The organism is Streptomyces sp. NPDC006326 (genome assembly GCF_040612915.1).
In the GTDB taxonomy this organism is placed as follows: domain Bacteria; phylum Actinomycetota; class Actinomycetes; order Streptomycetales; family Streptomycetaceae; genus Streptomyces.
Window position 1 is genome coordinate 1 of sequence record NZ_JBEXRC010000100.1, and the last position, 6,314, is coordinate 6,314.

At 72.8% G+C, this 6,314-nt stretch carries 5 protein-coding genes; all 5 read left to right on the forward strand.

Annotated features, from left to right (window positions below; genetic code table 11):
• Positions 1–91 precede the first annotated feature (91 nt).
• Positions 92–1,639, forward strand: coding sequence for a class I tRNA ligase family protein (locus ABZ128_RS35285; protein ID WP_356853973.1), 1,548 nt, complete (start codon positions 92–94; stop codon positions 1,637–1,639).
• Complete coding sequence (locus ABZ128_RS35290) at positions 1,636–2,745, forward strand: FAD-binding oxidoreductase (protein ID WP_356853974.1); 1,110 nt, start codon at positions 1,636–1,638, stop codon at positions 2,743–2,745. Before ABZ128_RS35285 ends, ABZ128_RS35290 begins: the two co-directional genes overlap by 4 nt.
• Complete coding sequence (locus ABZ128_RS35295) at positions 2,742–4,061, forward strand: MFS transporter (RefSeq protein WP_356853975.1); 1,320 nt, start codon at positions 2,742–2,744, stop codon at positions 4,059–4,061. The genes ABZ128_RS35290 and ABZ128_RS35295 overlap by 4 nt, the downstream gene beginning before the upstream one ends.
• Positions 4,058–5,329 (forward strand): ATP-grasp domain-containing protein, encoded by a 1,272-nt coding sequence (locus ABZ128_RS35300; RefSeq protein WP_356853976.1) that lies wholly within the window; start codon positions 4,058–4,060, stop codon positions 5,327–5,329. Before ABZ128_RS35295 ends, ABZ128_RS35300 begins: the two co-directional genes overlap by 4 nt.
• The coding region (locus ABZ128_RS35305) for a SidA/IucD/PvdA family monooxygenase (protein ID WP_356853978.1) at positions 5,326–6,314 on the forward strand (989 nt) is incomplete at its 3' end. The genes ABZ128_RS35300 and ABZ128_RS35305, both read left to right, overlap by 4 nt.

Consider the following 6,314-nt stretch of genomic DNA (forward strand, 5'->3'; position numbering starts at 1 on the left):
CCGACTCCCTGATCAGCGTCCTCGCGCACCGCTCGCAGGACATCCTCACCGACCTCATGGCGCGCCGCGCCGTCACCGAGGGGAGCAGCGCATGAGCGCACCCGAGCGCACGCTGGTGATCGCGCCCGGCCCGACCGCCAACGGCGACCTCCACCTCGGACACCTGGCCGGCCCCTTCCTCGCCGCGGACGTCTGCGCCCGGTACGGACGCGCGGCGGGCGGCGACGTACTGTTCGGCACGGGCGTGCACTTCACCCAGAACTACATCGTGACCACCGCCCGCCGGCTGGGCCTCTCGCCGCAGGACCTGCGCGTCCGCTCCGCGGCCCAGGTGGAGCAGACACTGGCGGCCGTGGGCATCGAGCCCGACGGCTTCGTCCGGTTCGGCGACCGGTACGTCAAGACCGTCCGGCACTTCTTCGAGCGCCTGCACGGCCTCGGCCGACTGCGCCTCAAAGCCGTTCCGTTCCCCTACGCCCCGCGCACCGGCGAGTACCTCACCGACGCGTACGTGCGCGGCGGCTGCCCGGTGTGCCTCGCCGACGGATGCGCCGGGCTGTGCGAGAACTGCGGGCACTGGATCGCCTCCGGCGACCTCACCGACCCGCGCTCCACCCTGCATCCCGACGATCCGGTGGAACTGCGCGAACAGCAGGTGCTCGTGCTGCCCCTGGAGGAGTACCGCGAGGCGCTCACCGCCTACTTCGCCCGGCAGAGCGCGACCATGCGGCCCCGCCTGGCCCAGATGGTCGAGGAGATCCTCGCCCGGCCGCTCCCGGACTACCCGCTCACCCTGCCGATCTCCTGGGGCATCCCCGCGCCGTTCCCCGAGGTCGCGGGCCAGGTGCTGTACGCGGACGCCGAGACCATCGCCTGGAGCATGCACACCACGGCCCTCGCGGCCGAGCAGCGCGGCGCGGTCCTCTCCGCCGACGACGAGCTGTGGTTCTCCGAGGCCGGGGCGAAGGTCGTCTACTTCTTCGGCTCCGACGCCGGTTTCGCCTTCGCGGTCGTCGGCGCGGCGATGCTCCTGGCCCTCGGCGACTACGCCCTGCCCGAGCACTTCGTCACGAACGAGTTCTACGAGCTGGAGCACGACAAGTTCTCCACCAGCCGCGGGCACGTCGTGACCGGACGGCAACTGGCCGCCGAGGTGCCACGGGACCTCATCCGCTTCTACCTGGCCGCGACGGGTCCGGACTTCCAGCGCACCAACTTCACCCGCGGCGCCATGACGCAGGTGACCGGTGCCCGGCTCGTCCAGCCCTGGAACCGGGTGGCGGACAAGGCCGCCGCCTGGACCGGCCGCGGACCGCTGCCGGTGTCCGAGCGGTCCCGGGAGGCTGCCGCGCGCATCCTGGAACGGTTCGAGGCGGCCTTCGGCGTCCGGCGGTTCAGCCTGACCGCCGGCGCCTTCACCCTGTGCGAGCAACTGGCCCGGCTGGACCGGTGGGAGGTGACCGCGGACGACGCGGGCGACTTCTGCCACGAGGTGGACTTGTTCCTGCGCTGTGCGGCGCCCCTGCTCATCGACCTGGCCGCCGAGGCCCTGCCGGACGACCGGAGGATCCCCGCCCGGCCGTACGCCACGCAGTTCACGCCCGTACGTCTGCCACGGCTGGCGGAGACCGGGCCGTGAGGGCGGCGGCCGCCGCCCGCGGACACCGGCAGGTGGTCATCGTGGGCGCGGGCGTCACCGGGCTCCTCACCGCGGTGGAGTGCGCGCGGGCCGGACACCGCGTGACGGTCCTCGACCGCGGGCCGATCCCGAACCCGCAGGCGAGCTCCTACGATCAGCACCGGGTGATCCGCACCTTCCAGCCGGACGACGCCGCCGCCACACGGCGGATGACCGCCGCCCGCAGCCGCTGGCGGGAACTGGAAACCCTGCTGGCCACCCCCTTGTGCCGGCCGGTCGGCGTGGTCACGGCCCGGCCCCGGGAGCAGCTCGCCGCCGACACCGCCGCAGCGGCCGAGGCGGCCGTCCCCGTCGAGACGCTGGAACCGGAGCGGCTCCCCCACCTGGAGTTCCCGGCCGGCACGGCAGGGCTGCTGGACGTGGAGGGCGGGGTCCTGCTGGCGCGGCGGGTGCTGCGTGCCGCCGCGCGATGGCTGGCCGGGCACGACGGGGTCACCCTGCGCCCGTACTGCCCGGTGGCGGAGATCGACGCGGACTCCGCCAAGGTCGTACCGGCGCGAGGGGAGCCGCTGGGCGCCGATCTCGTCCTGGTCGCGGCCGGCCCGTGGTCGCGCGACCTGGTCCCGCATCCGGTGGTCCTGTACCGCCAGACCATGGTGTACCTGCGGCCGCCTGGGGATACGGCCAGGTGGTGGGCGGGCGCGCCCGCGGCCGGGGGTCTCGGCGCGGACGGCCGGGCCTGGGCCGTACCGCCCGGAGACGGCACCCTCCTGAAGATCAGCTCCGATGCCGTGTGCCGTCCGGTGGCCGGCACCGAGGGCGCGGAGGGCGAGGGCCGGCTGCCCCGGGCCGGGCAACTGGCCGGTGCGGCGCCGCTGTCCGGGATCGAGCGGTACGCCGTCGCGGCCGTGCGGACCTGCCACTACGCCGTCGGCGCGGGCGCCACCGACGCGGGTGCCATCGGCGGGGCGGACCCCGGCGGCGCCGTCCTCGCCCGCGTCGGTCCGGCCGTCTGGTCACGCCCGGCCTGCGGCGGCTCCGGATTCAGTCAGGCCCCGCTCGTCGCGGGACGGATCGTCGATGCCTTGAGGGAAGGAACGGTATGACGGAGGAAGCCCCGGTCCGTGTGTTCGATGCGCTGAAGGCGACCCCCGCCCCCGTCCGGTATCTCCTCGGGGGCGTACTGATCAACCAGCTCGGCGCGTTCGTGCAGACGTTCCTCGTCCTGTACCTCACCTTCCGCGGCGCGTCGGTGAGCACGGCGGGCCTGAGCCTCGTCGCCTACAGCGCCGGTTCGGTCTTCGGCACGATGCTGGGCGGTGAGATCACCCACCGGTCCGGACCGAGGGCCACCATCATGACGGCCATGGCCGCCTCGGCCCCGCTGGTGGCGGCGATCCCCTGGCTGGGCGGGCCCGGCAAGCTGGTGCCCCTGCTCGTCGTCGTGGGCCTCGCCGGACTGTTCACCCAGGCGTACCGGCCGGCGGCCGCCGTACTGCTCAGCGACCTGATGCCGGACCGGTACCAGGTCATGGCCTTCTCGATGATGCGGATCGCCCTGAACATCGGCGCCGCAGTGGCGCCCCTGATCGCCGCGGGGCTCATCCTGGTCGACTGGGACCTGCTGTTCTGGATCGACGGAGCCACCGCGCTGGTCTACGCGCTGCTGGCCTTCGCCCTGCTGCCGAGGAAAGCGGCTCCGGCCGGAGCCGAGGCCGAGGCGGATGCGGCGGGCACGGACGGCGTGGCGGCCGGTGCCGGGAAGCGGCCCGCCGCGGGCAGCCGCTCGGCGTACGGGGCGATGCTGCGGGACCGCCCGTACCTCTCCTTCCTGGCCGCCGTGCTGCTCGGCTCGCTCACCTATGCGCAGGGTCATATCGCCCTGCCGCTGGAGCTCGTCGAGGACGGGTACCCGACCAGCTTCTACAGCACCGTGCTCACCGTCTCCTCCGTCGTGCTGATCAGCTGTGAGCTCAAGATCACGGCGTACCTCAGCCGCCTGCCCAAGCACGTCCGCGTGATCACCGGCCACCTGGTCGAGGCGGTGGGCCTCGCGGCGTACGGACTGTCCTCGCGGTCCGGTGCCTTCACGATCACCGGCGCGGTGCTCGTGGTGTGCGGGATCATGATCGCCGCGCCGAGCATGTTCGCCCACCCGGCGACCTTCCCCGCGACGATCAAGGCCCGCTACATCGGCACGATGCAGGCCGTCGGCGGTATGGCCTCGGCGCTCGCACCCCTCTTCGGCGTCTTCCTGTGGAGCCGCATGGGCAGCGGTTTCTGGCTGCTGTGCGGTGTGGTGACCGGGATCGCCGGGCTGCTCGCCCTCGCCGGAGTGAAGGAGCCCGCCGAACCGGACGCGCCGGCGGACCGGGCCACGAGCACCGAGGGCAAGCCGGAATCCGTCGGGGGCACGTCATGACCGGGCACGGAAACCCTGGCGGCCCCGTCCTGGTGGTCGGCTTCGTGGGCGTCACGCTCGGCGCCATCGGGGCGTTCCAGCCGGACCGCTCGGTGATCTACGTCGAGGAGCCGGACGTCGTCCGCAAGCGGCACGTGCACGAGCAGATCGACGGGGTGGCCTTCGTCCGCGGCCTGATCGAGTGGGAATACCACCGCCCGGGCACCGCCGACGCGTTCTACCTCGCCCACCGCGACCTGCGCCCCTCGGCCGTGATCCCCGCCATCGAGTACGCGACACCGTTCGCCGCCCGGCTCGCCGAACGCTACGGCCTGCCCGGCGCAGGCCTGGGCGCCGCGCAGATCCTGCGGGACAAGGCACTGCTGCGGCAGGTCAGCGCCGCGGCCGGCATCGCCAATCCGGTCAGCGTCGCAGTGACGGGCCCGGACGAGCTACGGGCCTTCCTGCGCGGCCGGTCCGGGCCCGTGGTGCTCAAGCCCGCGAACCGGCAGGCCTCGGTGGGCACCCGGGTGGTCCACGGCCCGGCCGACGCCGACACGGCGTGGGCGGACTGCCTCGTGCAGGACGAGGGTGTCTTCGTCCCCGACCGGCCGATCGAGCTGTCCATGCTGGCCGAGGAGTACGTCGAGGGGCCGGAGTACAGCGTCGAGATGCTCGTACGGGACGGCGGGGCGCTGTTCGTCAACGTGACCGGCAAACAGCTCTTCCCCGGGCCGCACCCGGTGGAGATGGCCCACACCGTACCGGCCGGCATCCCCGAGGAACTCGCCGCACTGCTCGGGGCGCAGACGCTGCGCGTGGTCGACGCCGTGGGCTTCCGCGACGGGGTCGTGCACTGCGAGTGGATCGTCGCCGGTGGTGTCCCGTACCTGGTGGAGTGCGCCGGCCGGCTCGCCGGCGGCGGCATCCTCGACACCATCCAGCTCGCCTACCCCGTGGAGCTCCTGCGCAGCTACTACGCGGTGATGAAGGGCGAGGACCTGCCGGGCGAACTGCCCCGGCAGGCCAAGGGCGGGGCCGCCGTACGGTTCCTGTCGGCCGCGCCCGGCCGGGTCACCGCCGTACACGGCGTGGAGGCGGCCCGGCAGGTGGACGGCGTGTTCCTGGTCGCGGTCACCGCCGCGCCGGGGGACCGGTTCACGGACCTGCGGCATTCCTGGGACCGGGCGGGGATCGTCATGGCCACCGCCGACAGCGCGGCCGAGGCACTGCGGCGGGCGGAGACCGCCGCCGGAATGGTCCGGATCGACATCGAGGGGGAAGCATGACCGTGCGCGAGGTGGGTGTACTGGCGATCGGCGCGGGTCCGGCGAATCTGGCGCTCGCAGTGGCCATCGAGGAGTCGGGGTCCGAGGAACTGGCGGCCACGACACTGCTGTTGGAGCAGAGTCCGGACGTCAAATGGCAGCGTGATCTGCTGATGCCGTGGGCCCGCAGCCAGGTGTCCTTCCTGAAGGACCTGGTGACCCTGCGCAATCCGTGCAGCCGGTTCTCGTTCCTGAAGTTCCTGCACGAGCAGGGGCGGCTGGACGAGTTCGTGAACCTGGGGACCTTCCACCCCTTCCGCTGGGAGTTCTCCGACTACCTCCAGTGGGTCGCCGCCTCCCTGCGCAAGGTGCAGATCCGGTACGGGGCCCGCGCCGCCCGTGTCGAACCGGTCCGCGCCGAGGACGGGTCGGTGGCCGGCTGGAGCGTACTGCTGACCGACGGGGACGAGATCCGGTGCCGCGATCTGGTGGTCGGCGGCGGCCGCGATCTGCGCATCCCGGAGGTGTTCGCGGGGCTGCCCGGGGACCGGGTGATCCACAGCGCCCAGTACCGGACGCGGATCGCCGGGATCCCGAAGGACAAGCCGGTCCGCGCGGTGGTGGTGGGCGGGGCGCAGAGCGCGGCGGAGATGTTCTTCGCCCTCCACGAGAACCTGCCGCAGAGCCGGGTCACGATGGTGGTGCGGTCGATCGGGCTGCAGAACTACCAGTCCAGCAAGTTCGTGAACGAGCTCTTCTTCCCCTCCTTCGTCGACGACTTCTACAACAGCCCCGCCGAGGTGCGCGCCCAGGTCCTCGACGAGATGCGGTTCACCAACTACGCGGGCCTCGCGCCGCCGTTCCTGGAAGAGCTGTACACGATGCTCTACCGGCAGAGGATGACGGGCGAACAGCGTTCCTCGGTGCGGGCGATGACCGAGGTGGTGGGGGCCCGGGTCGAGGGCGAGGAGGTCGTGCTGGACCTGCGGGACCGGCTGAGCGGCAA

Coding starts and splice junctions, on each gene's coding strand:
- ABZ128_RS35285 (WP_356853973.1), top strand. CDS start 92: ATGAGCGCACCCGAGCGCACGCTGGTGATCGCGCCCGGCCCGACCGCC.
- ABZ128_RS35300 (WP_356853976.1), top strand. CDS start 4,058: ATGACCGGGCACGGAAACCCTGGCGGCCCCGTCCTGGTGGTCGGCTTC.
- ABZ128_RS35295 (WP_356853975.1), top strand. CDS start 2,742: ATGACGGAGGAAGCCCCGGTCCGTGTGTTCGATGCGCTGAAGGCGACC.